The organism is Methanococcoides alaskense (genome assembly GCF_027594145.1).
GTDB classification, from domain to species: Archaea; Halobacteriota; Methanosarcinia; order Methanosarcinales; family Methanosarcinaceae; genus Methanococcoides; species Methanococcoides alaskense.
Window position 1 is genome coordinate 125201 of the sequence record NZ_JAQFFK010000003.1, and the last position, 24988, is coordinate 150188.

At 42.8% G+C, this 24988-nt stretch carries 27 protein-coding genes; 12 read left to right on the plus strand and 15 right to left on the minus strand.

Annotated features, from left to right (window positions below; genetic code table 11):
* Nucleotides 1–5 precede the first annotated feature (5 nt).
* The 4 genes from PBV53_RS04300 to PBV53_RS04315 all read left to right on the plus strand — a co-directional run bounded on the left by PBV53_RS04300 (nucleotide 6) and on the right by PBV53_RS04315 (nucleotide 5002).
* On the plus strand, nucleotides 6–1727 hold the full coding sequence (locus PBV53_RS04300) for an ABC transporter ATP-binding protein (RefSeq protein WP_270095948.1): 1722 nt from the start codon (nucleotides 6–8) through the stop codon (nucleotides 1725–1727).
* Between the two features lie 107 nt (nucleotides 1728–1834).
* Nucleotides 1835–2146 (plus strand): phasin family protein, encoded by a 312-nt coding sequence (locus PBV53_RS04305; RefSeq protein WP_270095949.1) that lies wholly within the window; start codon nucleotides 1835–1837, stop codon nucleotides 2144–2146.
* A 90-nt stretch (nucleotides 2147–2236) separates the two neighbouring features.
* Nucleotides 2237–3916, plus strand: a complete 1680-nt coding sequence (locus PBV53_RS04310) for an ABC1 kinase family protein (protein ID WP_270095950.1) — start codon at nucleotides 2237–2239, stop codon at nucleotides 3914–3916.
* 111 nt (nucleotides 3917–4027) lie between these two features.
* Nucleotides 4028–5002: a DUF128 domain-containing protein gene (locus PBV53_RS04315; protein ID WP_270095951.1), complete on the plus strand. Its 975-nt coding sequence runs from the start codon at nucleotides 4028–4030 to the stop codon at nucleotides 5000–5002.
* A gap of 6 nt (nucleotides 5003–5008) precedes the next feature.
* Here PBV53_RS04315 and PBV53_RS04320 read toward each other — a convergent pair whose 3' ends face one another.
* The 8 genes from PBV53_RS04320 to PBV53_RS04355 all read right to left on the minus strand — a co-directional run bounded on the left by PBV53_RS04320 (nucleotide 5009) and on the right by PBV53_RS04355 (nucleotide 11699).
* On the minus strand, nucleotides 5009–5866 hold the full coding sequence (locus PBV53_RS04320; protein ID WP_270095952.1) for a DUF4435 domain-containing protein: 858 nt from the start codon (nucleotides 5864–5866) through the stop codon (nucleotides 5009–5011).
* Nucleotides 5844–7199 carry an AAA family ATPase gene (locus PBV53_RS04325; protein WP_270095953.1) on the minus strand — a complete coding sequence of 452 codons (1356 nt, stop codon included), beginning with the start codon at nucleotides 7197–7199 and terminating at the stop codon, nucleotides 5844–5846. Before PBV53_RS04325 ends, PBV53_RS04320 begins: the two co-directional genes overlap by 23 nt.
* A 114-nt stretch (nucleotides 7200–7313) precedes the next feature.
* Nucleotides 7314–7487: a hypothetical protein gene (locus PBV53_RS04330; protein ID WP_270095954.1), complete on the minus strand. Its 174-nt coding sequence runs from the start codon at nucleotides 7485–7487 to the stop codon at nucleotides 7314–7316.
* A 148-nt stretch (nucleotides 7488–7635) separates the two neighbouring features.
* A complete protein-coding gene (locus PBV53_RS04335; RefSeq protein WP_270095955.1) occupies nucleotides 7636–8763 on the minus strand; it encodes an isocitrate/isopropylmalate dehydrogenase family protein in 1128 nt (375 codons plus the stop codon).
* Between the two features lie 103 nt (nucleotides 8764–8866).
* Nucleotides 8867–9349 carry a 3-isopropylmalate dehydratase small subunit gene (locus PBV53_RS04340; RefSeq protein ID WP_270095956.1) on the minus strand — a complete coding sequence of 161 codons (483 nt, stop codon included), beginning with the start codon at nucleotides 9347–9349 and terminating at the stop codon, nucleotides 8867–8869.
* Between the two features lie 122 nt (nucleotides 9350–9471).
* Nucleotides 9472–10413 (minus strand): aminopeptidase, encoded by a 942-nt coding sequence (locus PBV53_RS04345; RefSeq protein WP_270095957.1) that lies wholly within the window; start codon nucleotides 10411–10413, stop codon nucleotides 9472–9474.
* Nucleotides 10413–11414, minus strand: coding sequence for an ATP-binding protein (locus PBV53_RS04350; RefSeq protein ID WP_270095958.1), 1002 nt, complete (start codon nucleotides 11412–11414; stop codon nucleotides 10413–10415). Before PBV53_RS04350 ends, PBV53_RS04345 begins: the two co-directional genes overlap by 1 nt.
* Nucleotides 11415–11453: 39 nt before the next feature.
* Nucleotides 11454–11699, minus strand: coding sequence for a hypothetical protein (locus PBV53_RS04355; RefSeq protein ID WP_270095959.1), 246 nt, complete (start codon nucleotides 11697–11699; stop codon nucleotides 11454–11456).
* Between the two features lie 51 nt (nucleotides 11700–11750).
* Between PBV53_RS04355 and PBV53_RS04360 the strand changes: the two genes are divergently transcribed.
* Both PBV53_RS04360 and PBV53_RS04365 read left to right on the plus strand, forming a co-directional pair.
* Nucleotides 11751–12356: a hypothetical protein gene (locus PBV53_RS04360; RefSeq protein ID WP_270095960.1), complete on the plus strand. Its 606-nt coding sequence runs from the start codon at nucleotides 11751–11753 to the stop codon at nucleotides 12354–12356.
* 44 nt (nucleotides 12357–12400) lie between these two features.
* Nucleotides 12401–12883: a hypothetical protein gene (locus PBV53_RS04365; RefSeq protein ID WP_270095961.1), complete on the plus strand. Its 483-nt coding sequence runs from the start codon at nucleotides 12401–12403 to the stop codon at nucleotides 12881–12883.
* Nucleotides 12884–13026: 143 nt separating this feature from the next.
* On the opposite strand, the gene PBV53_RS04370 is transcribed toward PBV53_RS04365, so the two are convergent.
* Nucleotides 13027–14094, minus strand: a complete 1068-nt coding sequence (locus PBV53_RS04370) for a formate--phosphoribosylaminoimidazolecarboxamide ligase (RefSeq protein ID WP_270095962.1) — start codon at nucleotides 14092–14094, stop codon at nucleotides 13027–13029.
* Between the two features lie 206 nt (nucleotides 14095–14300).
* Between PBV53_RS04370 and truA the strand changes: the two genes are divergently transcribed.
* Together truA and PBV53_RS04380 are read left to right on the plus strand one after the other, a co-directional pair.
* Nucleotides 14301–15131 (plus strand): tRNA pseudouridine(38-40) synthase TruA, encoded by an 831-nt coding sequence (gene truA / locus PBV53_RS04375; RefSeq protein ID WP_270095963.1) that lies wholly within the window; start codon nucleotides 14301–14303, stop codon nucleotides 15129–15131.
* Nucleotides 15128–15691 (plus strand): M48 family metallopeptidase, encoded by a 564-nt coding sequence (locus tag PBV53_RS04380; RefSeq protein ID WP_270095964.1) that lies wholly within the window; start codon nucleotides 15128–15130, stop codon nucleotides 15689–15691. Before truA ends, PBV53_RS04380 begins: the two co-directional genes overlap by 4 nt.
* Before the next feature lie 26 nt (nucleotides 15692–15717).
* Here the strand turns inward: PBV53_RS04380 and PBV53_RS04385 are convergent, their stop codons facing one another.
* The 5 genes from PBV53_RS04385 to PBV53_RS04405 form a co-directional block, all read right to left on the minus strand.
* Nucleotides 15718–16752: a THUMP domain-containing protein gene (locus PBV53_RS04385; protein ID WP_270095965.1), complete on the minus strand. Its 1035-nt coding sequence runs from the start codon at nucleotides 16750–16752 to the stop codon at nucleotides 15718–15720.
* 8 nt (nucleotides 16753–16760) lie between these two features.
* Nucleotides 16761–17048, minus strand: coding sequence for a YunC family protein (locus tag PBV53_RS04390; RefSeq protein ID WP_270095966.1), 288 nt, complete (start codon nucleotides 17046–17048; stop codon nucleotides 16761–16763).
* 95 nt (nucleotides 17049–17143) lie between these two features.
* Entirely contained in the window at nucleotides 17144–17761 is a 618-nt protein-coding gene (locus PBV53_RS04395; RefSeq protein ID WP_270095967.1) for a hypothetical protein, read from the minus strand.
* 12 nt (nucleotides 17762–17773) lie between these two features.
* Nucleotides 17774–18667: a type II methionyl aminopeptidase gene (gene map / locus PBV53_RS04400; RefSeq protein ID WP_270095968.1), complete on the minus strand. Its 894-nt coding sequence runs from the start codon at nucleotides 18665–18667 to the stop codon at nucleotides 17774–17776.
* A 35-nt stretch (nucleotides 18668–18702) separates the two neighbouring features.
* Entirely contained in the window at nucleotides 18703–19878 is a 1176-nt protein-coding gene (locus PBV53_RS04405; protein WP_270095969.1) for a M24 family metallopeptidase, read from the minus strand.
* A 166-nt stretch (nucleotides 19879–20044) separates the two neighbouring features.
* On the opposite strand from PBV53_RS04405, the gene PBV53_RS04410 reads away from it, so the two are divergent.
* Nucleotides 20045–20440, plus strand: coding sequence for a DUF5658 family protein (locus tag PBV53_RS04410; protein ID WP_270095970.1), 396 nt, complete (start codon nucleotides 20045–20047; stop codon nucleotides 20438–20440).
* 158 nt (nucleotides 20441–20598) lie between these two features.
* Here the strand turns inward: PBV53_RS04410 and PBV53_RS04415 are convergent, their stop codons facing one another.
* Nucleotides 20599–21726, minus strand: coding sequence for a glycosyltransferase (locus PBV53_RS04415; protein WP_499846409.1), 1128 nt, complete (start codon nucleotides 21724–21726; stop codon nucleotides 20599–20601).
* A gap of 279 nt (nucleotides 21727–22005) precedes the next feature.
* On the opposite strand from PBV53_RS04415, the gene rfbA reads away from it, so the two are divergent.
* From rfbA to PBV53_RS04430, 3 genes are read left to right on the plus strand one after another with little or no spacing between them, the layout of a single operon-like run.
* Complete coding sequence (gene rfbA, locus PBV53_RS04420; RefSeq protein WP_270095972.1) at nucleotides 22006–22875, plus strand: glucose-1-phosphate thymidylyltransferase RfbA; 870 nt, start codon at nucleotides 22006–22008, stop codon at nucleotides 22873–22875.
* Nucleotides 22868–23923, plus strand: coding sequence for a dTDP-glucose 4,6-dehydratase (rfbB, locus tag PBV53_RS04425; RefSeq protein ID WP_270095973.1), 1056 nt, complete (start codon nucleotides 22868–22870; stop codon nucleotides 23921–23923). Before rfbA ends, rfbB begins: the two co-directional genes overlap by 8 nt.
* Entirely contained in the window at nucleotides 23920–24987 is a 1068-nt protein-coding gene (locus tag PBV53_RS04430) for a DegT/DnrJ/EryC1/StrS family aminotransferase (protein ID WP_270095974.1), read from the plus strand. Before rfbB ends, PBV53_RS04430 begins: the two co-directional genes overlap by 4 nt.
* The last annotated feature ends 1 nt before the right edge of the window (nucleotide 24988 follow it).

A 24988-nucleotide genomic window follows, 5' to 3' on the forward strand; every position in this document is an offset into this window, starting at 1 on the left:
CACTTATGCTCAGAGTTTCTGATATTGTAAAGAATTATGAAGTTGGCGAAAACGAACTCCGTATCCTTAACGGAATAAGTTTTGATGTGGCAGATGGCGAGATCCTTGGCATAACGGGAAAGAGTGGCAGTGGAAAGACCACCCTCCTCAAGATATTGAGGGGAGCCGAACCATTCGACAGTGGAAGCATTGAAATTGATGGTTCCATAATCACTGAACTTTCGGGTGCAGAAGGGAAAAAATTACTCGGAAGAAGTACGGCTATTCATTTTCAGCGTAATTTTGGATTATGGGCAGGCCCTGCCATTGAAAATATAATCCGCAGACTGAACATTCAATATGCAGGCTATGAGGGCATGCCGGAACCGGATGCACCCTTTTATGATGAACTGTATGAGAGGTCCATGGCATACTTAAGGCTGGTAGGCCTTGACCATAAAGCCCTTCATTCTTCAAGTTTGCTAAGTGGCGGCGAAAAACAGCGTTTGATAATTGCCCGTCAACTTGCGGCACAGCCTCGTCTTCTGTTACTGGATGAACCTGTCACAATGACAGGACCAGATACCAAACAGGAGATTATGGATGTTATTCTTCAGCTTAAGGACAGGCTGAACATTCCTATAATCGTAGTCTCACATCTTCCGGAAGTACATGCTTATCTTGCAGACCGGGTCATATACATCGAAGATGGTAAGGTCGTTGATGACGGGAAACCTGCCTCTGTTCTCAAGAACTTCTTAAAGGACCTTTCCCCAAAGGAAATGCTCTCTGAATTGTCTGAGAAGAGTCCCTGCATAAAAGCGGAGAATATCTCTAAAAGACTGGTCCTGATCCGTGTCGGTGAGGTACTTAACATAAAGGACCAATCTCTTTCGATAAATAAAGGCGAGATCGTAAGTTTCATAGGTTCTTCCGGTGCAGGCAAAACTACATTTTTGAAAATAATGGAAGGCCTGAAGGAGCCAAAGGAAGGCTCAGTTTCCTACTTGCATGAAGATGAGTGGGTTAACATATCCAGTTTTACCAGACAGCGCCTGGAACTTTGGAAAAAGATCAGTATAATGCATCAGGAATTCTCACTTTCCCCGCATTCCACAGTACGCCAGCAGATCGGTTTCAGACTAAGCATGAAGATGCATGGTGCACTTGAGTTTGCACGTCAAAAAGCCGCAGAGATGGGTATTTCTGATGAGATGCTTGATAAGATCTATATCCTTCCGGACATGGGTGAGATTGAAAGAACGAATACATTGAATAGTATGCGTCTTTCAATGGATGTTTATTCCAAACTATTCCCTGTTATACCAAATACTGATGTTGATGTATACGCAGTTCCGGTATTTGAAGCACTTGACCTTCCACTGGAAATTCTTGACAAGACCCCTTACCAGATAAGTGGTGGTGAACATGTAAGGGCCTACATTGCCCTTGCTCTTGCAACAGAACCTGAGTTCCTCATGCTCGATGAGCCATTCGGAGACCTTGATCCTGTGACATTAAGGGATGTCACAAACTCCCTGAAAAGAATAAACGCACGTTTTGGAACTACCATTGTACTTGTCAGTCATCACATGGACTTTGTCAAGGAAGTGGCACACCGTGCAGTGCTGTTTGAAAATGGCTCGATCATTATGGATGGCGATGCGAGGGATGTTTGCGGCAAGTTCATTGAGATGTGTGGTGCAACCTATCTTGAGAATAATCTTGAAAGTCTTGCAGATCAATAACGTTCCTTTTATTGCTTTGAGCATCCTTTCTTCTTTTCTCTCTTTTTGTTTTTTAACAAACTATATATCATAAAAAAGTTAAACTCTATATGGGAGGTTATAATTTGATGATCGATAGCATAAAGAAATTGGGACTTTTTGGCTTAGGTATGTACGCCATTACTCAAGAGAAGGTCGATGAGCTCGTAAAGAACCTTGTTGAGGAGGGGGAGTTTAACAAGGAAGAAGGTAAGAAGTTCGTAGAGGATCTGATAGAAAAGCAAAAACAACAGCAGAAGGACTTCGAAGAGGCAGTTTCTGAAAAAGTACAGGACGTCTTTGGCAAGGCTGATCTCGCTACAAAAGAAGAGATCAATGCCCTCCATAAGAAGATCGAAGATCTTGAAACCATGTTAAAGGAAAAGATGAAAGACGAATAAATTCGTCTTCTATCATTTAATCACTTTTTAATACACTAGCAACTTCGCAGTAGGTTGCCATATAGAATCTGATAGCAGGCCGGATCGCGAATGCCCACCAAGCTCGTACGCAGGTATTCCATGGTAAAACGCTATGGGATCATCATTGATACCCTGATAAAGTATGGGTTCGGTTATTTTGTAGACCAGATGGGCATCAGATCACTTGGCTCTTTCAGGTCTAGATTCAAAGGTCGCTTCGCTACCCCTCCTCGTCCGTGTTCAGGTCCTGAAAGGGTGCGAAAAGTACTGGAAGAACTCGGTCCTACCTATGTAAAATTCGGTCAGCTCATGAGCATGCGTCAGGACCTAATTCCTAAAGAGTATGCTGAGGAATTTGCTAAACTCCAGAACGAAGTGCCGCCTTTTAGTTTTGATGAGGTCAAACGGGTCGTCGAAGAGGAATTTGGAAAAAAGATCGAGGACATTTTTCTTTCATTTGACAGTAACTCTATTGCTGCGGCTTCCATCGGTCAGGTTCACCGTGCTAAACTTCTTGACGGAACGGAGGTTGTTGTTAAGGTTCAAAGACCGGGTATCCGTAAGGTCATAAGTTCTGACCTTGATATCCTTTACAGCATGGCAGGTTTTGCAGAAGAACATGTGGAAGAAGCAAAACTCTACAGTCCTGTGGATGTTGTGGATGAAATCTACCACTCTATACATGCTGAGATGGACTATGTGCAGGAAGCCCGGAACATTGAACGTTTCCGCAGAAATTTTGAGAATGATCCTGACATTGTAATTCCAAATGTCTATTTGGAATACAGCACTCGCCGCGTGCTCACAATGGAGTATATCGATGGTGTCAAATGTAACAATTTCGAGACCCTCGAGGAAATGGGTCTGGACCGTTACAAGATAGCGGAGAACGGAACCAAGGCTTTCATGAAACAGATATTCGAGGATGGCTTCTTCCATGCGGACATGCATTCTGGGAATGTTCTGATACTGGAAGATGGGCGGATCTGTCTTCTTGATTTTGGAATGGTGGGCAGCATATCCAATGAGATGAAGAACCTCCTTGTGGACGCTCTTCTTGCCATCACCAGGGAGGACGTAACACAATATCTTGAAGTTATGAGGGACTTTGGAATGGTTCCTGATGAACTGGACGTTCATTCCTTTAAGATCGAATACGGTTACATCCTGAGTAAATATTATGGCAGGTCCTTAAAACAACTTGACACGCCCGAAATGATCGCTGAAATGATGACCCTGCTGCGAAAATTCCGTATCCGTATCCCTCCAAATATTGCATTGCTCTTTAAAGGTGTGATGACGGTCAGCGGGTTCGCATTACAAATGGTACCTGATTTCAATGTGACCATTGTTGCTGAACCTTACGCGAAGGGGATTATGCGCAATCGTCTGAAACCAAAGCAAATGACAGAATCGCTCTACAGTGATCTCTGGCAGACGGCAAGGATGTTGCACAAAGCGCCATTACAGATATCTCATATACTTGCAACAGCAGAAAAAGGATATCTCAATCTCAAATTCGATCCTCATGAGATGGATCGTATAGTTGCGGAAATAAGTTCCTCGAGCAATCGTCTTGCATTCAGTTTCATCATATCTGCCATTATCGTTGGTTCCTCCCTTATTATTCAGACCGGGATGGAACCACATATTTGGAGTGTTCCTCTTTTTGGCTTAATGGGATTTTTAGTGGCTGCTTTTATGGGCATATGGCTTATGGTTTATATACTAAAAACAGGAAAGATATAACCGGCAATAGTTAATTTTAAGTTGATGTCCGGTATATACCCGTTGCTTTCATTAAATGAGTAATGCCAATGGAAATTGCTGTGACCTATAATACACATCAGGTGCCTATAAATGACCGATCCACAGATTCAGCGTAAATTAATTGAGATCATGCGTGTTATTAGCGAAAGCGATAAACCTATAGGCGCAAGGAACATTGCCGATGAGCTTCAAAGCCGTGGTTACAATTTAGGCGAACGTGCCGTACGCTATCATTTAAGGATACTTGACGAAAGGGGATTTACTGAAAAACACGGTTATAACGGGCGTACCATCACCACTTTCGGCAGGAAGGAACTCGATGATGCTCTTATAGGTGACCGCTTGGGTTTTGTTATCACAAGGATCGAAGAGCTCATCTATAAAACCGATTACGACCCCATCTCCAAAGAAGGCAATGTGATAGTCAACCTTTCCACTCTCGACAAGGACGACTTCGATAATGCTCTCGATGTCATGAAATATGCTGCATCAGGTGGCATGTGCATAAGTCCTAACATTAAGATCTTCGAAGAGGATTCAGATTCCGGGGTATATGTGCCTGAAGGTAGTGTGGGCATAGCAACTGTTTGCAGTATTACATATGACGGTGTGCTTCTCAGAAACGGCATTCCAGTAAAACCGGCATATGGCGGTATATTGGAAATGGAGCATAACGACCCTGTGCAATTCAGGGACTTGATCTCGTATTCCGGTACTTCCATTGATCCGGTAAAGATATTCATGATAAGACATGCAACTTCAGTTCTGGACGTGCTTGATACAGGCAACGGTCGCATCCTTGCCAATATACGCACAATTCCATCTTCTGCAGTTGAAAAAGCAAAGGATGTCTTGCATCAGCTTGAGGCTTCCGGCATAGGTAATGTAATGAACATTGGCTCTTCAGCTTATGATCTATGTGGTGCTCCGGTTGAAGAAGGTTTATCCGGGATCCTTGTAGGCGTTGGCGTGAACATGATCTCTGCTGTAGAGGAAGCAGGTATTCAGGTATCAACAAGCCCTGTCTCAAAAGTACTGGATTATAAGGAGATGTCAAAGCTCTGATATTGGTCAAGCTTCAGTGAGGACGATGTAAGGTACATTCTCTTCTTCCCAATTCAGGATAGAGCTATATAGTTCGGTCTTCTTGAACATTGTTATATCATAGGCAAGCCGCAGGCTTCTGTCTATTATTCCTTCGTTCGTATGATGTGCATCCAAATTGCCAAAGATCTCGCGTAGTCCGAATGCCAGTATCTCTACAACATCGTGACCGGAACATATCTGCCAGGGGTCGTGATCCTCATCGAGCATTTTCATAAGCTTTTTGCGTATGATCCTCTCGTTCAGGGAATGTCTGTTTGAGTTGACCTTTACTTCTCGTATGAGACGTTTGAGGTTTATCGATAGTGGCTGTACTTCCATGAACTGTTCAAAATCGACATCCTTGAACCTGAGTGACAGTTTATCTTTGCCAGAGGACGAAAGCCATCTGAAAAGTCCCAATGGCATTGCTGTATAAAGCAAGAGTTGTCTTATGGACATATGAAGCGCTTCGACTTTGTATGGTGATGTGAATTCTTCAAGAAGACGCTCCAGTGCTTCTGATGCAATAAGCATTGTCTCAAGATCATGAGTGTCAGTGACAAGCACATCACTATTATTGTTCCTTATTCCGTCAACCCGCCAGAAATCAGCATCTACGATGGTTAGGACACCTTCCATTTTTGAACGTTTAAGGATATGTATGACCTTGATAGCATTCTCCTTTCCATTGGCGGGGATGACCTTGCATCTTTTATCATCCACAAATCGCTGGTAGAGCCTCATGTCGGTGCTGCCTTCGATTATCAATACACTACCCCTGAACTGGGTTCGCATCATTCGAACGTTGTTCGCGATATCGTCAGCTGTTAAGTATCTCTTCATTATCGCGTCCTCTAAGCTCAACGGTAAGGTCCCAGCGGTCATGAATTATCTGTGGCGAATGTGTGGCTATCAGGACATCAAAACCTGCGAGCTGGGTTATTGCCTGTAAGTCTCTCAGGAACTGTTGTTGCCATAGGACATGTAGTGATATCTCGGGCTCATCAATAAGTATCAAAGCTTCAGGTTCTACATGGAACAACAGCTCGTAGAACAGTACCAGTTCCTGCTGTTCTCCGGATGAGAGCTTGGTCGGTGAAAGGGGCATATTTTCTGCCGTTGTAAAAACAAAACCATTTTTTTTGCTGACCGAGAGTTTCTTGTAAAGGAATCTGCAATTGATTATTTTTATAAGAAGGTCTATCCTTTGAGTAAGATCATTGAATACGCTGAGCTTTTGTTTGACATCTTCTATGTAAAGCTGGAGAAAATTCCTGTTGCTCTCATCGATATCTGTGATCTCCTCTATGTCAAGACCGCCTTCTGCCTCGATGAATCCCGCTTCGATGAGTTGTTTTCTTTTTTCTTCCAGTTCGGTAAGTTTGACCTTTAGTTCTTCTATGGACGTGTCCACATGTTTACTGTCCGTCTTTAGTAGTCTCGAAGGGAATGTACGGTCAAGGGATTGTGAAAGTGCTGCATATTCTGCAAGTTTCTTCTGCATGGAGCCTGCAAGTTCATCGGAATAACTGATCACAGAAGGTATGACGGAGGTTCTTCTTTCTGTCTCCACGGATTGGGAGAATGAAATACTTAGCAGTCGCTGTGTCTTAATGAAACAGATGTTGATGGAAGCCAGCACTTCCCTGAGCCATGCAGGTTCGTCCTTTCTCTTTTGTGGGAGCTTGTCACTGAAAAGGCTCATGACCTCTTCGGATGTGAGCTTTTCCTGCGTGGTGAAATGTACCCAGGTGTTATCATCTATCTTCTCAAGCTCAGGTATCATATGCTCGACCTTAGGTGTCGAGAAAACTTCTTCAATATCAATCGGCTTGACTGTATAACGAACCTTTTTCTTTGTGGGTTTAAGCCATTCGAATGCCAGTTCGCGATAACTGCTGTTCTCAGCTTTGATGGGTTCAGTTTCGTCCAGATATAGTTTTTTCCTTACAACAAGTTTGCTCCTGTCACTGAACTCGATTTCGAGCCGGCTGAAAGGAATGCGATAAAGCTCATAATAGTTGGAACGGAACAGCGAGTTCAATATCTGAAGTAGGACCGTCTTGCCAATACCGTTCGGTCCGTGGAGAATAGTGATATGCTCTTCTGTGTTCAACGGAACATCATGGTCGAACGTTCCAAATAGGTTCTTAACAACGATCCTCTTTATTTTCATGAAAGCTCCCCAAAGCATCTCTAAAAACGAATATGATACTACAACATTAGTCTCGATGATTAATAATATCTCGTTTTTGTTGTATATAGTTTGCTTTAATGTGTGGGAAATTGTTCATGGATAAAAATATCCAATAGTTGCACCAATGGTAAATCCAAGTGCCATCAAAAACGCTCTTTTTATCACTGATCTTAATTGAGGTTCTTCGCTCATGAAATAGACTATGGGGATTCCCATTACGAATGTGATAAGTCCCCAGACGAGGGGATGTAAGGTTGAATGTGACATACTATAAAACTGAGTGTCATATATTAAAAATTTATCGAAGAGCTGCGATTTGGCAAAATATCTTCTTTTCTACCATGGTCATAAAAAAAGAAAGCTCCTCCACGCCGATCCTGACGTGAAGGCCAAAAAGAAAAAGTGAGATGCTAAATTACATCTCGAGCAGAATTCTTGCGATATCGCTACCAACATCAGTGGTAGTGTTTGAGCCGCCCATGTCGTAGGTCTGGACCTTTGCTTCGAGAATGTTCTTCTCGATGGCGGAGACGATAGCATCTGCTGCTTCCTTCTCACCGAGTTGTTCAATGAGCATTGAACCTGCCCAGATGGTTGCGATAGGATTGACCTTGTTCATGCCCTTGTACTTTGGTGCTGAACCGTGGATAGGCTCGAACATGCTGGTACCGTTAGGGTTGATGTTTCCGCCAGGTGCGAGTCCGAGACCGCCCTGTACCATTGCGCCAAGGTCAGTGATGATGTCACCGAACATGTTAGGTGTGACTACGATATCGAACCATTCAGGGTTCTTGACGAACCACATTGTGATAGCATCGACATAGTTGAAGTCTGTCTTAACATCAGGGTGCTTAGCTGCTATTGTGTTGAACTCCTCTCTCCAGAATCCGTAGATGTCTGAAAGGACGTTCGCCTTGTCAACTGATGAAACGTGTTTGTCGCTCTTCTCAGCAAGGTCGAAGGAGTAGTCAATGACCCTCTGGGTTCCTTCCTTTGAGATCATGCCTATCTGGTATGCGATCTCTTCGCTGTCGGTCTCAATGTCGAGTCCGAACTTTGCAGAGTACAGTGTTCTTGAGACCTCGAGCAAGTCCTTGCTAGTTCCGGTCTTTGCACGTCCGCCAATGCCAATGTAGAAATCCTCTGTGTTTTCCCTTACAACAGTGAAGTCGATGTCTGCTGGGGTCTTGTCTTTAAGCGGGCACCAGACGCCTTCCAGAAGCTTGATAGGGCGCAGGTTGATGTACTGGTCTAAGTAGAACCTTGCAGCGAGCAGGATACCTTTCTCAAGCACACCAGGTGCGATCCTGTCGTCCCCAATGGAACCGAGGTAGATCGCATCATATGCTGAAAGCTCTTTGAGCGTATCTTCGGAGATAAGCTCTCCTGTCTCAAGGTAGTGGTCAGCACCCTGGGGGTACTCTATCCAGTCAACATCGAATCCAAATCTCTCTCCAGCTGCATCGATTACCTTCTTACCCTCGGTAATGATCTCAGGGCCTATACCGTCACCCGGCAGGACCGGAATTTTATATTGTGCCATATTTATCCTCCTTATTAATTATGTAATGTCTCATTTTTTTATATTTTAGTCGTTCAGCAAAAAACTCAACAAAATATCAAATCAAAAACAAGGAATAGGAAGATCAGTTAATGATCTGCCTTGTGTATTCCTTTAAACCGCCGGCATCTACGATCCCGCGGACAAAATCAGGTAAAGGTGTAGCCTTGTACTTCTCACCCTTTGTAATGTTCTCAATAATGCCAGATGCAATATCAACGGTAAGCTCGTCCCCATCGTCGATCTTGTCTGTCTCAGGGCATTCCAGAAGCGCAACCCCGATATTGATCGCATTCCTGAAAAAGATCCTTGCGAACGACTTTGCGATGACGCAACCTATCTTTGATCCCTTAAGTGCAATAGGTGCATGTTCCCTTGAAGAGCCACAACCAAAATTGTTACCTGCAACAACGATGTCGTTTTCCTTCACATTCCCTGCAAATTCAGGGCGTACGCCAACAAAAGTATATGGGGCAAGTTCCTCTGGTGTGTTCATCACGAGGTATCTGCCCGGGATGACTGCATCAGTATCCACATCATCTCCGAATTTCCAAACTCTTCCTTTCATTATGATCACCGGTGATATTCTAAATATAAATGCAATATCCTATGCTCTGATTATAACGTTTAGTTATTTAAGTACTTTCTACCGGCATATCACTGCCGGCATAAAAAGTTGATGCAGTTCTCTTAAGCAAAACGCTTGACATTCAGGTCAATTCCATCGACTAGGACCGTTGGGCCAGTAATTATGCCATCAAGGTGAAGGTCAACTTTCACATAGCCTCCAAAGGTGGAATTATCTCCCAATGCAATATGTATCGTTCCTCCCACTTTTTCATCTTCGAGAATGACTCCGATAATGCTTGCTGCAGGATTTATCCCTATGCCGAGTTCTGCAATATTACGCCCGTCAGGCCCTACATTTTCCACCATTGCTTCAAGTTTTTCCGCACCTTCTCCTTCAAAGCTAACTGCTGACCTGTTCCTGATCTCTATGATCAATGGCTTGTCCAGTAACCCGATGCCACCCATGGAGCCATCAATGACAGCCCTGCCGTTCACATTCTTCGGGGCAATGTACATCTCCCCTGCTGGAAGATTGGATGTCGTACCTTTCTCATGGCACATTCCTGTATCGGCCATCCATTCACACCCTTCCACATCAAGGACAAGGTCTGTACCCATCTCAGTGGTGATGCGAACCTCCTTCGATCCTTTAAGCGTCTCCAAGAGTTCGTCCGCAAGCTTTCCGATATCCTCATAATCTGCATTCAAACCTCCTTCCTGCATCATGGCCAGATTGATCCCTGGCATCGTAGCTGTCCGGGTACCGTTATCAGAAGCTCTCTTACGTGCCTGGGTATGGGTCAGTGACTTTGAAGCCGGGGCAAGAAGTACATCTGCGTTTTTCATGGCCTCTTCCACAAGGGCAGGCGGTTCAGCACCGTGCTGTTCTCTGGGTTCCATTGTAAGCAATACGGCCTCACAACCTGCACCCACTGCGGAATCATAGAGTGCCTTTGAGATCATCTTATCAGTGCATGTATCGGTGACAATAAGCACTGTCTCACCTTTCTTCGCACCCATACAGGTGTTAATTACCATATCTGCGCTTTTTTTAAGTTCCATTAAATATCCCTTCGGTTCAATGCATTTGGCTCATTGCCACCATGCCAGCTGTATCTTGGTCTCACTTTTACAAGATGCGTGCTCTCTGATGTATCATCAACAACAAAAGCAATACCTCGTTCGGCTCCCATTTTCTTTATGGAATCTCCTATGTTCTCTCTCATATATGTAGGACGCATGGCTTCCAGGGCCTCGATATCGTCCTTTGCTGTGAGTCTGTGGCACATCACAAGGTCTGACTGGGAGATTATATCCGGATGAAGTGCCGCAGGTCTCTGGGTTGCAAAGATTATCGACAATCCCGGTTGCCTTCCCTGGCGCACCCATTCATTGATAAGGACCTCGGATGCAAGTGTTTTCCCTTCAGAAGGCACGAAAAGATGCGCTTCATCTATGAACATCCAGACCATGGGCATCTCCTGCACGACCTCTCCGTCCCCCATGCTCATTCTTTCATAAGTGCGCCTCTCCTGCAAGCGTCTGGCATAGATGTCCCTTGAAATGATCGCCACCACAGCAGAGCGCACGATTTTGTTCTCTATGGAACTCACGTCAAGTATGGCGGTGGAGCCGCTCTTTATAATCTCTGAAAAACCGTTTGCGTTCTTCTCAAAGATCCCCCAGGAAGCAGCTGTCCTGAAATAGTTCTCTGCCGCCATTTTTGTAATCTCATCCGACCGCTCGTCCTCATTTATTCTGCTGACAACATCTCCCAGGGAGAACTCATTCTCTGCTTCACGCATGTCCTCAATGGTCCTTACAAGTAGAACTCCAAGAGGGGATGTTTCCTCGATATTGAAAAGGTCGCACCAGTCATATCCCTGTAAGTGAGCAACAGGAACTGAAAAAGGTATGACGTCAATATGCCGTTTAGTATATTCATTTACATGTCCTGCAGGCACGAACACATTGACATCGAATCCCTTTGGCTCTAATCCCCAATCCTTGAGAAGTTCCTTTTGCGGTTCGTTGCCTTTGCCAAGGGTCCAGAATATTCCCATGGTGTCAATGACAAGAGTCGCTATGTTCTGCTTGATCTCCTATGGAAGCAATGCCATCTCTTCGATCAAGGTTCCCATGGTATAGGATTTGCCGTATCCCCGTTTACCGCATATAAGGATGGCATGGGGCTTGAGGGCATCGATGGCAACATGGGAGCCTGAAGACCGGTCAAGGGCGAGATATCTCCCAATATTGAGAACTCCCTCCTCGTTATCGTCTCTCCTGCCGAGTATGTATTGCTTCTTCACAACACCGGCACTAATGTCATCCTTTGGTTTTATCATTTAGTTCTAATCAATAACTAAACATATATGATTTTTCTTTGGTGAGCTCACATGTCAGAATATTTCGCATGTAGTGTGCAAAAGGTCCGTTCTTATTTGCCAATAAGGAAAGCAGTGCATATCAGCGGGTCTCTTTTTCCATTGACAGCTATCTATTTTGGCAAGAATGTTGCAATGGGGACAGTAAGTGCTCTGCTCATTCTTTTTTTGGTTGCAGAGTTCGTCAAACCGGTATTAAAAGAATATTCATTCTTCTCTTACCTCTGGCGTGAAAACGAATCGAATCGATTTGCATTGGCACCTTTTTTGTATCTGATCTCTATCCTTGCCCTCCTGCTTCTTTCATCTAGGTTGAACGAAGGTATCTGTTATGCATCCATAATCGTGCTTACCATGGGGGATGGGCTTTCAACGATTTTCGGGGTACATGGGAAAATGTGCTATGGTAGTTCCTCTAAAACGGTGGAAGGTACTCTTGCAGGGCTGATCGGTGCTATCATTTTCAGCTATCCGTTTGTGGGATATCTTTCGATAGTCGGTGGGCTTGTGGGAATGTATCTTGAATTGAGGTCCAAAAAGCTGGATAATATAACAGTTCCCTTTTCAGCTCTGTTAGCTATGCTTATTGTACATGTATTGGTAAATGTTTATATATAAAAAAATTAATATATTGACAAGTCATTATTAATGGAGTTGTGAACATGGTACCCTATCAGCATCTTTTGATTATCGCATGCCTCATTCTGTCCATTGTAGCCGGTGGATGTACGGATATCGGCAATGATGTGGATGAGCTTGGGGACTCGATATCTCAGGCCAGGGCAGACCTTCAGTTCTTACAATGGGCAGCCAATTCCACTGGGACCATTCTTGATGATTATAGCAATATCAAGAATGCAACTTCTGAGCGAAACACTGTTTTGATGGAAGGATCTGGCAGGGCCTTGAAGGAAGATTCAGAGAAAGCTCTCACTGAGCTGGACAGCTTTTCAGTTTCTCCTTCCCTTCAAGATGTAGTGGCCGAATACAGGGATTTTCTGCAACGGTCCTACAATTTTGGGGATTTCGTAGAAACCAACTCTCAGACCTTAGATCTTGAAGCACTGGAAAAGACCCTTGAGATGATAAATGAAACTTCAGACCTGTTCAGTGAGATCTCAGAGATGGCTGAACAAAGAAATTAAGCTCTTTGAAGTGGTACACGTATGGTTGCAATACTGCATTTTTGTAACACATCCTTCATCGTTACAATGATAAAATATAAAATATGCCATTGAGTTCCGGCCGAGTGCCGCATCAATGGCGCTTATGAAAAATGCAAGGGCATTTATGATAAAATAAGGTCCAGCTTGCCTGTCCTGGCTCCCAACTTAATTTCCTGTGCGATCCTCTTTCCTGTGGAAAGATCTTCCTCGATCATGTCTGAGTAGGGAGAGCCTGATGTGTAGAGATTGGTGCCTGCAACTATACGGGCTGAGATCTCAAAGACCTTGATCTCAAGTTTGTCAGTGAACACGGTCTCAAGACAGAACGGTCCGATCATACCGCCAAACAGGCCGAGGGACTCCTCAACAACCTTCTCTCCAAGTGAGAATATGCGTGGCAAAAGGGATTCTCTTGCGACAAGTGGGACATTTCCTGTAACTACGTATGTAGGGTGAATGCCTGCGTCTTCAAGTTCCTTCGGGGATCCGAGCCTGAATATCTCGTCAGCGTTCGACTCGACCCTGCGGTCCATGCTGAGCATCTCAAGTATTCCTTCGCTTAACTTGTATCCTTCTTCTCTTATTGGGGAGTAGAAGAAGTGGAGATAATAACGTGTGCCGACAATGAATTCCTGTACGGTGTGCTTCTCGTTAGGGTCAATATATTGCTTGAACTCTTCATAGTCCTTGGCAATAAAGAATCCCCTGCCACCCTTTGCACCATGGTACTTGACCATTACCGGGCTTTCGATCTTTTCAGGATCGACTATCTTTGGCATGTGGATACCTGCGCCTTCAAGCCATTCTCTTTCCTTGTCCCTGTCAGACTCCCATTCAAGCACTGCCCTGTTCCCAAAGGTTGGTACGGCTAACTCGGCGAAACTCTCTGTACCCATATATTCAACAAAAGAGCCGTGAGGTATTATAATAGCGTTCTTGCTGACAAGTTCTTCCGCTATCTTTGGTATGTCGGAATAGCTTTCTACGACAATATACTCGTCAGGTTTTGCTTTTGGAAATGCATCATAAAAACGTGGTGGCTGACCCACACAAATCCCTATTGTTCTTAGTCCCTCTTTTCGTGCTCCATCGAATATCTGGAGGCTTGAGTGTGAGCAAACAGTTGCAATAGCAAGATCATTTAGATCATATTTGCTGAGTATCTCAGAGATTTGTTGTTTTGATATCATAGTTTCGCCTCAAAAATTTACAACAAATTGTATTATCTGTTATTTAACTTTACGGCATAAATAAACAATGGATAGAAATATCATGTTTAATTAGGATATTTCAACTGTCCGTCATTTATAAAGAAATTACTAATTTAAATAGGAATTACTAATTTAAATCGGAACTATATTATAGTGATAGTTCCATATGTGCCATAAGTGATTCCATGAGAGTTGCACTTAAAATCGCATACATAGGGTCGAATTTCCGCGGGTCCCAGGTCCAGCTTAATGATCCGACCGTGGAAGGCGAACTTTTCAAAGCATTGAAAGAACTTGGGATTATAGAAGATCCACGATCAGCTAATTTTAGAACTTCAGGAAGGACCGATTCAGGTGTACATGCCATGGGGCAGGTAGTGGCCTTCGACACGGATGCACCAAACCTTGCAATGCCCCGTGTTATAAATTCCATACTTCCAGGTACCGTTTGGGCATGGGCGCATGCGATAGTTCCTGATAATTTCGATCCCCGAAGACATGCCTTAAGTCGCAGCTATCGTTATATAGTGTATGGCGAGCAGTTCGACATTTCCAAGATCCGTTCCGCATCAAAGCTCCTTATTGGTTCTCACGATTTTGCTAATTTTTGTACTTCTAGGGGGGAATGTAAGGGGACCGTTAGGATCGTTGAACGTATTGATATAAGGGTCAGTGGCAATCTAACCCGCATAGATGTCGAAGCTAACAGTTTCCTTTGGAACATGGTTCGCAAGATAGTGTCTGCTTTGATGATGGTGGGAAGCGGGGTCCGTGACGAAGAGTGGCTTGCTCAGATGCTAGATCCGGAATCATATGAAGAAGGGCTTGAACCGGCACAAGCTTATGGTCTGGTTCTCATGGATGTGAAGTATCCGATCCCTCTCGAATGGGTCGAAGATGGCTATGCAATACGAAGAGCACATGAGCGCGTGCACGATCATCTTGTTCGCTACCGGGTAATGGCAGATATACTCAGTCATCTGTTCCCTTCGGAATCTTCCGATGAACTACTATGAGTACGGCACATTCTATTAGTCTCAATGGGCTGGATATTCCTTATAGTCTCAACTATGGTAGGGTGAAGGCCCCAAGACTGAAATATAGTTCTGGCAAACTGGAGGTATCGGTTCCTCTAAATTTCAAAAAACCCGAAGAGCTTCTCCATAAACATAAATTGTGGATCTACAGGAGACATGTGGAATATACAACTACTATTCATGAATCTTCCTCAAAAGAACTTCTGAATAGGTCGGAGGAAGAATTTAAGGAAATTGTGATGTTTCATGTCAAAAACATATCTGATGAACTTGGGGTAATACCTGAAAAAGTGACCTTTCGTAAAATGAAGACCAAATGGGGCAGTTGCAGCTCAAAGAAAAGGGTGAATCTCAACAGGCATTTAATGCATCTCCCCGAATCTTTCATTGAATATGTGGTCTTCCACGAGATGGCACATTTGATCGAACTAAATCACAGCCTCCGTTTCTGGGATGTCATTGATTCAAGGTACGCAGACCGGAAAGAATATGACCGTCAGCTTTCAGCATACTGGCATCTGATACAAGAGGCCAATTGATGCTGAAACACCGGTCAAAATTCCCTTTACTTTTGCAGTACCGTTATCTTGCGTGTGAGGCTTTTGTGTACCCTTTGCAAGTATCTGTCCTTTATGGTAAAGCCTGCCTTTTCCACAAGCTCAGTGACATCTATCTCTGAAACGATTATCGCCAGTTTTCCCGGTTTCAAAACCCTGGACATCTCCGCAAACGAGTGTTCGTAAAGGTGATGCAATGACTCTCCCTCTATCCTTGCCGACCTTCCGTATGGCGGGTCAGCAATGACCGCATCCACAGACTCGTCCACTAGGGGCACTTTACAGGCATCTCCCATCATCATGGTCTGGTCTGCATTGAAGTGCCGCAGGTTCATGTCTGCCCCAACGGCTATCTTGTAACGAACCTCCAGCCCGAGCACAGTAGCTCCCACAAGGCCTGCTTCAACGAGTATCCCCGCTGTTCCACAGAACGGATCGAATACAACATCTCCCTCTTTTATCAATGCCATGTTCACAAGAGCCCGTGCAACACGTGGACGCAATACCCCCGGGTAAAAGAATGGCTTCTTATGCGGTGCCCGTGCTTCGTAAGCACTTCTGTCCACTGAAGCGATAACACTGCCCAAAACGCATTTTTCAGAAAGGATTGCCCTGAATTCCACATCAGGGTCCTTTAGATCGGCATTGAATCCCTTCCTGTATATGGCTCCTCCGACACGTCTTTCGATATCAACACATTTGATGGTCGTATTGTGCCTGACACGTTTTGCCCGCACCACATACTTCTGCCCTTCATTGAGGTGCTCAGAAATATCACATCCTTCCGCGACCTTAACTATGCTTTCTATTTCTGTGGGGCAGACATCTATGACCTTCAGGATGTGGTGTGTCATTGCTATCCTTTTTGCCACTTCCCCCAGCTTATGTAATACTTCCTGTGGTTCACCTTCAATATCCACAACAAGGCAGTGCTCAAAGTATTCACTCTCTCTATATTCCAACTCTACAAGGTCAAGGCAGGCGAGGACCTCTGCGCGTGGCAGGTCCTCGTGTTCCCCTGACAGTTCAAAAGCGTATAACATGAGAATTTTCAGAACATCAGCTCAAGGGCTTCATGTCCCTTCATGCCGGGTTTAACACCAAGTGCCTTCGCATGCCCTGTGACATCGATAACTTCGGTATGCAGTACATCTTCAAGATCGTTAACGCCTCTGACCTTAGCGGCAACATCACCTAACTTTTCTGCTATCTCGGTGTCAAGGTATCCGCACATGACAAATCCCTTGTCAGCTTTTATAACAAGCAGTGGAGCATTCCCCATGTCGAACTTAAGGCCAATGGCCGTACCATTTTCAAGTGGTATCTGTTCTATGATCATGATTGAAAAAACAATTTCAATTTAGATTAATGTTTTGATAGGATAGTCGCATCAAAAAGAGCTGATGGTGGAAGATGTCCGAATGCATCCGTTGATCAGTCTTTCCTGCTAAACTCAACAGTTGCTAAACCTTCAATTCCAAAATGACCACAAATCACTGTACGATTGTTAATTGTTTCAACAAATCGACTATCAATGCCTTCGGTGGCAATTACTTCCATTCCTTGAGGCATTGTGATGATCAGGTCAGTATTTGCTTCTCCATCAAAGCTCACACTATCTCCCAGCTCGAAAATATCCTTCTCAAAAGTGTATGTGACAAAATATCTGTTATTGATACTATCGTTCTTGTCAGTACTTCCCAGAACACTTCTGGATATTTCTGCATCCACCTCAAAAACGTTTACATTCTTTGCAGAATTGTCGAACATCACATCCAGTTCCTTTTCAAGTGAACCATAAAGCCTACTACGTATACGATGATCCAGCTTCATGAGTTCCCATGCACTGATATATCCATCCCCATTCCCAACGTTCTTGTTCGCATAAGAACGAAATGCTCCGACATCTTCACCGGAATAGTTCTCTTCATAGTTCCATGACATCCCATCTTCTTCCAAGACAATGGTGTTCTTCCATTCGAAGGCAGATGAGGGGGATGCTATCATGGCTACGGTGAGCAATGCCAGCAACAATGTCGGAATATACCGCATTCTATCCTATCCTTACTTGGTTGTCACTTTACAACCATCGTCAGTGACAATGACCGTATGCTCTGTTTGTGATACCAGCCCGCCACCAACATCCTTTAGGACCGGGTAGGATGTGAGAATTCCTGCTTTCTCAAGTTGCAACAATGAATAATCGAGCTTATCCGACTTGAGCCACCTTTTGGCAAAAGGCAAAGTTCTGTACTGCTCCAGTTCCTTGAGAACTTTTCTGACCGCAGGCAATCGTATTGGTTTGTGTCCAATTACCTGGAATATCTCTGTCAGGGTCCCATCTGCCACTTTTCCTGCACCATCGGTGGCAAAAGGTTCTATTGCAAAGATATCTCCTGTTTTGATCGTCACCCCTTGGCCAATATGGCGATTTGGGATGCTGGGTGGTACATGTGCGAGATATTGGCCGACACCATGACCTGTAAGGTTTGCAATAGGCTTGAAGCCGTGTCCTTTGATCGTATCCTCGATGACAGCCCCTATCTCTGCAGTATTTATCCCGTTTTTGATTATATCAATGGCTGCATATAACGCATCTTCGGAAGCCTTTACAAGATCGGAGTTCTCATTCGTAAGATCCACCGTAATGGCCGAATCTGCAATATAGCCGTCAATATGCACGCCAAGGTCAAGTTTTACCACATCCTCTCCAAAGACCGTTTTATCTCCTATCAATGGAGTGGCATGGGCTGCTTCATCATTTCTTGAAATGTTACATGGGAATGCAGGCAATCCTCCAAGTTCGATGGTCCTCTGCTCGACAAAATCCGCAACTTCCAGAAGGGTCGTGCCTATCTTTACCTTCTCTTTAGCCTCACTTCTCACAGTTGAGAGTATTTCTCCTGCCTGCATGTATTTACCGATAATCGCTTCAATATCCTCAATTTTCTCATTCATATGTGTGCACCAGCTTTTGATAATAGGGTAAATGTTCAAACTACAAATTCCTTTTCCATTTTAGTCAGATTCTCAAAACCATCTGCGGTTATGACTACCATATCTTCTATCCGTATACCCCCAAGCTCTGGATAGTAGAGTCCTGGTTCTATGGTAACAACATGGCCTTGCTCTACCTCTATTTCCTGTTGGGAAACAGAAGGAAATTCATGTATGTCCAATCCTACGCCATGCCCGGTCGAGTGAATGAAACCTACCTTCGAATCACTTCTTATGGTGCCATACCCTCTCTTTTCGAACTCGTCACAGACGGCATTATGCACATCACTATAAAGGATCCCTGGTCTTAAGATGGCAAATGCTGCTTCCTGTGCTGCATGGACTGCTTCATACATTTCCTTTAGTTTTTCAGGAGCTTCCCCTTTAAGGACCGTTCGTGTCATATCTGCAAAATAGCGATTTCTTTTGTTGCGGGGGAATATGTCAATGACTATGGGTTGGTCCGCCTTTATCTCTCCCTCCCCTTCCCAATGGGGGTTTGCGGATTTTATACCGCAGGCCACAATCGTGCTTTCTGCTTCACAGCCCTGGTCCAAAAGGGTGTGTTCGATGGAAGCACGTATGGCCTCAGAGGTTATGGCTACTTCATTATTGTATAGAACACCTTCTTTGACCTCAGACCCTGCAATCATACTAATGGCAGTTTCCATTGCTTTCTCACAAGCAAATTGTGCCTCTTTTATCTTCTCGATCTGTTCCTTGTCCTTCCTTGTCCTCAGTTCCTTGAAAGGGCTTTTTGCAGGAATGACCGTGAATCCCAGTTCTTTCAGTGTCTGGGCCGTAAAAAGGGGGAAATCGCGCGGTACCATGATGTGTTTAGCACCCATTCTCTGGAAGACCGCTGCCAGGCAATCACAGTATGCGAGTTCGCCATCCTTCCTCTCTTTCATCTTCTCACTAAATCCATATTCCTGCATTGTTCGTACGGTCTCGACACGGGACTCTATCTTTGCCCTGCCCAGTTCCATGCTGGAAACGATAAGGGTCTCTTCTCCATTTTTTGTCTGCATGTATGTGAATGGGTCCGCTGCCAGAAAATGTGTCGTGTAATACACATCTGCATTATTCGAGTTCCCCATTATCAGGAAAGCATCACATCCCTTTTCTGCAAGCTGAGGGGTTATGTCCATGTTGTTTTCTTTCTGTTCCATATTATTGGGATTGTTGTAATAGTACATAAGCTTGCAGTTTTTATCATTCAGGAGGCTTATATTTTTAAATGCCACTTTCAGAAGCTATCATTGGAATCGTTGTGGACATCAGCATTGTATATGTGGACATACGGTACATAACAATGAACATGGGATCTTATTATCTATGCAGCAAGTGCTTTCCACACATGATCTGGAATCTGTAAAAGAATTCAATGCTTTCCTTTACGATATCAGATACATCCTTGTATTCTATGTGCTGGGCGACTTCATAACCACAGCTAAAGCCCTTTATTGTGGTGTTGAGGCAAATGGGTTCATGGCTTTGGTAATGGCAGAGTTCGGGGTGTGGGCGCTTTTTGCTTTAAAATTGGTTTTTGTCCTTATAGTTTACTGGATCTATAAGGGCTCATTTTCGTCCTGTGATAAGCAAAATAACGATATTTGGGCAATGATGAAGGGTTTGATCACATTTGTTGGTGTTTTTCTTGTGGTCAACAATCTTCTGGTAATATGGGGGTCTTTCAGTATTTTGCAGTTGTTTGGGATCGTTCTGTTGTGAGCTGCATATCTTTTTATTTAAGGGGGAGGCAACACCTTAAATTAAATGGGATCTGACTCCAAATATTATATATATAATCTTGTGAGCGGGTTGATGATGATTATGGGGGAAATAAGGAAAATAGGTGCAACTCACCTATTCATCTCTTTTTATGAAAATCAAACTTTTTCTCTTTCTACTGCTTTCCATACATGCATTCCCCTAAACATGCGTGTCAGGCTAACAAGCAAGTATATCTGATGCCATATAAAAGATGATACCAGATTAGAGCGCACATTTCCTGATAGCAACGCTAGGAAAAAAGCAATCCATATCATGATTCCATATAATAAATTAATTTGTGCAAGTAAGTATGACCACAATATCACACTTGTGAAAAAAGCAGTCGGAGCTATAAAGAACATCATAAATCTTAACGGAAAAACGAACAGTCCGAATTTCCCATACTTTGGAGATATGAGATCTAAATTGTATAGTGTTGCTTCAAGAAGTCTTGCTGAACGGCGCAGTTTCTGACGACGTTGTTGGCTGAGGTCATCTGTTATGTATTCATAGAATCTTGCATTTGCTTCGTAAATACATCGATAACCATTATGAATGATCTTGAGTGCCATTCCTGCATCTGATGCTCCATGGGTCTCAGGGATTGGTGAGAACGCTTTTTTCTTAAGGACAATTAGTGGTCCATTGAAACAGTATGTTGAATGGATGTTGCTTTCCCATGTACACATTTTTCCATATACTGTTCGATATGCTTTTTCTGAGCTGGTAGTGAAAGATTTTTCTTTTATTATGGGTTCAAGTTCACCACATACAGCACCGATCTGCTCATCACTCAACAATCTTCCAATAGCATAATTAAGAGCATTCTCTTCAAAGGTCACGTCAGCATCGGTTGTCACAACTATGTCGGTGTTGGCTTTTGAAACTCCCAGATTAACCGATGCGTTTGTCCCTGTACGTTTCTCTTTGACAATAACTTCTCCGGATATTCCGTATTTTTCGAATGCCTCCTTTGCAAGTTCAACTGTACCATCAGAGGACTGATCATCTACAACGATGACATCGATATTTTTTGTGGGGTAGTTAATATCGTTTAGATTTTTAATACGGTGATCTATCACCTCACTTTCGTTGTAGGTGGGAATAACAACAGTGAGATTTGGATTACTTTTAATTGTTTTAGGAGATGAATCTCTTACCAATATTATTGCAACTATATAGAGAAAGTAAACAAATATGGGAATTGTAGTTATGAACAAAGTTGATAGTACCAGAAGATTCATGTTTTTTTCTACACAATGATAGGATATAAGTCTTTAAGATATATTTTATCTATATTTTGAAAATAATGAGGACCAATGATTGGAACTTATAGTAAGGATATTGAAATTACGATAATACAAAGTATTACATGCATAATCCAGATGATGTACTAGTGGATAATACGGTAGCTTTGATGCATCAAAATACCAACTTCTTTATATGTATAGAATCTGTCACAACTAAATATATTATGAAATAAAGATAAGTTCGGATGCAGGCAAAAAAGTGGGGAATAAAACATGAAAGGTATAATCTTAGCAGGTGGCAATGGAACAAGATTGCATCCTGTGACGCTTCCAATTAGCAAACATCTTTTACCGATCTATGATAAACCGATGATATATTATCCATTATCTGTCCTCATGCTATCGGGTATTAGAGATATACTCATAATATCTACTCCTGAAGACTTGCCTTTCTTTGAAAAACTTCTTGGAGATGGATCGAATTGGGGACTTGATATCTCCTACGAGGTCCAGCCATCCCCTGATGGACTGGCTCAGGCATTCATAATCGGTGAAGAGTTCATTGGAGAAGATAATGTATGCCTTATACTTGGAGACAACGTATATTATGGACAAAACTTTTCACCATTGTTAAAAAGATCTGCAAACCTGCAAGAAGGTGCTGTTGTCTTTGGATATCAGGTCAAAGATCCTGAAAGGTTTGGGGTTGTAGAATTCGATGAGAACAAAAATGCTATCAGTATAGAAGAAAAGCCAAAGAATCCAAAGTCCCATTATGCTGTAACTGGATTATATTTCTATGACAATGATGTCATTGAGATCGCAAAGAATGTAAAACCATCACATAGAGGAGAGCTTGAGATAACTTCTATAAATATAGAATACCTTGAGAGGGGAAAGCTCAAAGTTGAACTTCTCGGAAGAGGATTTGCATGGCTTGACACTGGGACCCATGATAGTTTGATCTCTGCCGGACATTTTGTACAAACTATAGAACAAAGACAGGGATACAAGATAGCTTGTCTGGAAGAAATAGCATATAATAATGGATGGATTGGCAGGGAGCAGGTATTAAAGATTGCAAATCTGCTTGGAAAAACAGACTATGGAACATACTTGAAAGAGCTGTTGACAAATGACTAATATATTAGTTACAGGCGGAGCAGGTTTCATTGGAAGCAACTTTATACCATACTTTTTGAAACAGTATCCGGAATATAACCTAGTAAACCTTGATGATCTAACTTATGCAGGGAACTTGGATAACCTCAAAGAAGTGGAGGACGATCCAAGATACAAATTCATTAAAGGTGATATTTGCAATCGTGATCTGGTAGATTTCATCTTTAAAGAATATTTAATTGAGGGAGTTATACATTTCGCAGCGGAGTCACATGTTGACAATTCAATAAAGAATCCTGGTATTTTTGTGAAGACAAATGTAAATGGAACATACACTTTACTTGATGTGGCTTATAAGAACTGGATGGATAAGCCATTTGTGTACAAGGATCAATATATTCGAGAATCTTCCACTAAAACTCCGAATACTATCCTACCACGCTTTCACCACATATCAACAGATGAAGTATATGGGTCATTGGATGAAACAGGACTTTTTACTGAAAAAACTCCTTATTCCCCAAATTCTCCATATAGTGCCAGCAAAGCAAGTAGTGATATGATAGTTAGAAGTTATCATCATACATACGGAATGAATGCTGTGATAACAAACTGCTCTAACAACTACGGGCCAAAACAGCATGATGAAAAACTAATTCCAATCATCATACGAAATGCCGTGAAGGGAAATCCAATTCCGATATATGGTGATGGAAAAAATATTAGGGACTGGCTTTATGTTCTTGACCATTGTAAAGCCATTGATCTCACCTATCACAAGGGTAAAGTCGGAGATACTTACAATATTGGTGGTCATAACGAACGAAATAATAATAGCGTAGCCAATAAGATCTGTGACTTGCTGGATGAGTTGAAGCCAAGGAACAATGGGAGCTACAAAGATCTTATTACTTATGTCGAAGAACGTGCCGGACATGACAGAAGATATGCTATTGATGCAACGAAAATAGAAAGCCTTCTTGGCTGGAAGGCCGATGAGGACTTTGAAAGTGGGATTGTAAAAACAATTGATTGGTACCTTCGTAAATATAAAGAGGTTTCAAATTGATAAATATAACAAAACCATATTTACCAGATAGAAAAAAGCTCAATGAATATATTGATAAGATATATGACACTGCTTGGCTTACCAATAATGGCCCTTTAGTTCAGGAATTAACTAAAAGATTGGAAGAATACCTTGGAGTAGAGAATTTACTATTGGTTTGCAATGGGACTCTTGCACTCCAAGTTGCTTACAAGGTTCTTGGAATAAAAGGTAATACCATAACAACCCCATTTAGCTTCGTGGCAACCACAAGTTCTCTTGTATGGGAAGGTATTGAACCTATTTTCGTGGATATTGACCCTGATACATTTTGCATTGATCCATTCAAAGTAGAAGATGCCATTACAGTAAAAACTACAGCAATAGTGCCAGTTCATGTGTTTGGGAATGCATGTGAAGTGGAAGAAATTGAGTCTATTGCAAAAAAACATAATCTAAAGACGATTTATGATGGAGCACACGCTTTTGGGGTCAAGTATAAAGGTGAAAGTCTGTTGTCTTGTGGTGATGCAACAACGCTTAGTTTTCACGCTACCAAACTTTTCCACACTATAGAAGGTGGAGCTATAATCTTCAAAAATAGAGAAGATTATGAAAGGGCTAAGTTGATGATCAACTTTGGTATTAATGATTCTAATTTGATTGCAGAACTGGGTATCAATGCTAAAATGAACGAATTTCAGGCTGCTATGGGTCTTTGTGTTCTTGATGAAATGGATATAATATTGGAACAAAGGTCTGAAATATGGGACTACTACGAAAACGCTCTCAAGGATCATGTACAACTACAAAAACGCCACTTACAATGTACCAATAATTACAGTTATTTTCCTGTGTTGTTTGAGAGCAAGGAAAGGCTTATGAAGGTCAAAGCAGCTATGAATACTAATGGTATCAATCCAAGACGTTACTTTTCTCCCTCCCTGGATAATCTTGGATATTTAAAGCCAAAAGAACTGCAAACGGTTTCTGGGGATATTGCGAACAGGGTTCTTTGCTTGCCATTATATCCAAGTTTACCAATAGATAAAATGAAAGAGATAATTGACATCTCAAAATTATAAA

What these genes read in the sequence shown, in the direction of transcription:
- PBV53_RS04385 (WP_270095965.1), bottom strand. Translation starts at nt 16,752, where the DNA reads ATGTTATACGCTTTTGAACTGTCAGGGGAACACGAGGACCTGCCACGC.
- PBV53_RS04360 (WP_270095960.1), top strand. Translation starts at nt 11,751, where the DNA reads ATGTCAGAATATTTCGCATGTAGTGTGCAAAAGGTCCGTTCTTATTTG.
- PBV53_RS04300 (WP_270095948.1), top strand. Translation starts at nt 6, where the DNA reads ATGCTCAGAGTTTCTGATATTGTAAAGAATTATGAAGTTGGCGAAAAC.
- PBV53_RS04365 (WP_270095961.1), top strand. Translation starts at nt 12,401, where the DNA reads ATGGTACCCTATCAGCATCTTTTGATTATCGCATGCCTCATTCTGTCC.
- PBV53_RS04395 (WP_270095967.1), bottom strand. Translation starts at nt 17,761, where the DNA reads ATGCGGTATATTCCGACATTGTTGCTGGCATTGCTCACCGTAGCCATG.
- PBV53_RS04340 (WP_270095956.1), bottom strand. Translation starts at nt 9,349, where the DNA reads ATGAAAGGAAGAGTTTGGAAATTCGGAGATGATGTGGATACTGATGCA.
- PBV53_RS04390 (WP_270095966.1), bottom strand. Translation starts at nt 17,048, where the DNA reads ATGATCATAGAACAGATACCACTTGAAAATGGTACGGCCATTGGCCTT.
- PBV53_RS04305 (WP_270095949.1), top strand. Translation starts at nt 1,835, where the DNA reads ATGATCGATAGCATAAAGAAATTGGGACTTTTTGGCTTAGGTATGTAC.
- rfbA (WP_270095972.1), top strand. Translation starts at nt 22,006, where the DNA reads ATGAAAGGTATAATCTTAGCAGGTGGCAATGGAACAAGATTGCATCCT.
- rfbB (WP_270095973.1), top strand. Translation starts at nt 22,868, where the DNA reads ATGACTAATATATTAGTTACAGGCGGAGCAGGTTTCATTGGAAGCAAC.
- PBV53_RS04315 (WP_270095951.1), top strand. Translation starts at nt 4,028, where the DNA reads ATGACCGATCCACAGATTCAGCGTAAATTAATTGAGATCATGCGTGTT.
- map (WP_270095968.1), bottom strand. Translation starts at nt 18,667, where the DNA reads ATGAATGAGAAAATTGAGGATATTGAAGCGATTATCGGTAAATACATG.
- PBV53_RS04405 (WP_270095969.1), bottom strand. Translation starts at nt 19,878, where the DNA reads ATGGAACAGAAAGAAAACAACATGGACATAACCCCTCAGCTTGCAGAA.
- PBV53_RS04415 (WP_499846409.1), bottom strand. Translation starts at nt 21,726, where the DNA reads ATGAATCTTCTGGTACTATCAACTTTGTTCATAACTACAATTCCCATA.
- PBV53_RS04355 (WP_270095959.1), bottom strand. Translation starts at nt 11,699, where the DNA reads ATGATAAAACCAAAGGATGACATTAGTGCCGGTGTTGTGAAGAAGCAA.
- truA (WP_270095963.1), top strand. Translation starts at nt 14,301, where the DNA reads ATGAGAGTTGCACTTAAAATCGCATACATAGGGTCGAATTTCCGCGGG.
- PBV53_RS04345 (WP_270095957.1), bottom strand. Translation starts at nt 10,413, where the DNA reads ATGGAACTTAAAAAAAGCGCAGATATGGTAATTAACACCTGTATGGGT.
- PBV53_RS04370 (WP_270095962.1), bottom strand. Translation starts at nt 14,094, where the DNA reads ATGATATCAAAACAACAAATCTCTGAGATACTCAGCAAATATGATCTA.
- PBV53_RS04335 (WP_270095955.1), bottom strand. Translation starts at nt 8,763, where the DNA reads ATGGCACAATATAAAATTCCGGTCCTGCCGGGTGACGGTATAGGCCCT.
- PBV53_RS04320 (WP_270095952.1), bottom strand. Translation starts at nt 5,866, where the DNA reads ATGAAGAGATACTTAACAGCTGACGATATCGCGAACAACGTTCGAATG.
- PBV53_RS04310 (WP_270095950.1), top strand. Translation starts at nt 2,237, where the DNA reads ATGCCCACCAAGCTCGTACGCAGGTATTCCATGGTAAAACGCTATGGG.
- PBV53_RS04350 (WP_270095958.1), bottom strand. Translation starts at nt 11,414, where the DNA reads ATGGGAATATTCTGGACCCTTGGCAAAGGCAACGAACCGCAAAAGGAA.
- PBV53_RS04380 (WP_270095964.1), top strand. Translation starts at nt 15,128, where the DNA reads ATGAGTACGGCACATTCTATTAGTCTCAATGGGCTGGATATTCCTTAT.
- PBV53_RS04325 (WP_270095953.1), bottom strand. Translation starts at nt 7,199, where the DNA reads ATGAAAATAAAGAGGATCGTTGTTAAGAACCTATTTGGAACGTTCGAC.
- PBV53_RS04330 (WP_270095954.1), bottom strand. Translation starts at nt 7,487, where the DNA reads ATGTCACATTCAACCTTACATCCCCTCGTCTGGGGACTTATCACATTC.
- PBV53_RS04410 (WP_270095970.1), top strand. Translation starts at nt 20,045, where the DNA reads ATGCAGCAAGTGCTTTCCACACATGATCTGGAATCTGTAAAAGAATTC.